Here is a 731-nt window from a genome sequence, read left to right as displayed (position 1 = left end):
CGAAGACGATCATGACGAGCGCCGCCTTCTACCAGATCGTCATCGGCGATCCGGAGATCGCCAACGTCAACCCGCTGACCGACAAATCCTTCTATGTGCTGGGCAACAATCTGGGCACCACCGGCATTGCCCTCTTCGACCAGGACAAGCACCTCGTCGGCACCATCGATATCGAGGTGACGCTGGATACCGACCAACTCGCGAGCACCATCCGCGCCAGCGTGCCGGATGCCAAGATCAAGGTCGGATCGGCCAATGGCCGCGTGGTGCTGTCGGGCGAGGCCGACGATGCGGTTGCGGCCGAGAAGGCGAGCAAGATCGCGTCGCGTTTCTCCGGCAACGAGGAAGTGATCAACTCGGTCAATATCTCCTCCTCGCAGCAGGTTCAGCTCAATGTCCGCTTCGTCGAGATCAACCGCCAGGCGGGACAGGATCTCGGTGCCAAATACGGCGCCAACTTTGCCTTCGGCATGGGCGGTCGCGACGTCGTCATCGATCCGGGGGAGATAACGGGGGCGGGAACCGGCGAGATCATCGGTCGGCTGCTCTCCAACGGCGTCTCGATCGACATCGCCATCAAGGCGCTGGAAGAGCGCGGCCTGGCTCGACGGCTGGCCGAACCGAACCTGATCGCGCGCTCCGGCCAAACGGCGAGCTTCCTTGCCGGCGGTGAGTTCCCGATCCCGGTTTCCGAAGACAACGGCAAGATCAGTGTCACCTACAAGAAATAC

Annotated in this window: 1 protein-coding gene; it reads left to right on the top strand. The window is 62.1% G+C overall.

Translation table 11 applies throughout. The features are described from left to right. Positions 1 to 731 (top strand): type II and III secretion system protein family protein (locus EOA29_RS38770; RefSeq protein ID WP_145970131.1); only part of this gene is annotated, 731 nt, incomplete at both ends.

The sequence above is a fragment of the Mesorhizobium sp. M1E.F.Ca.ET.063.01.1.1 genome (genome assembly GCF_003998155.1).
In the GTDB taxonomy this organism is placed as follows: domain Bacteria; phylum Pseudomonadota; class Alphaproteobacteria; order Rhizobiales; family Rhizobiaceae; genus Mesorhizobium.
Note: the sequence above shows the minus strand (reverse complement) of the source record. Positions and strands in the feature narration are given on the sequence as shown.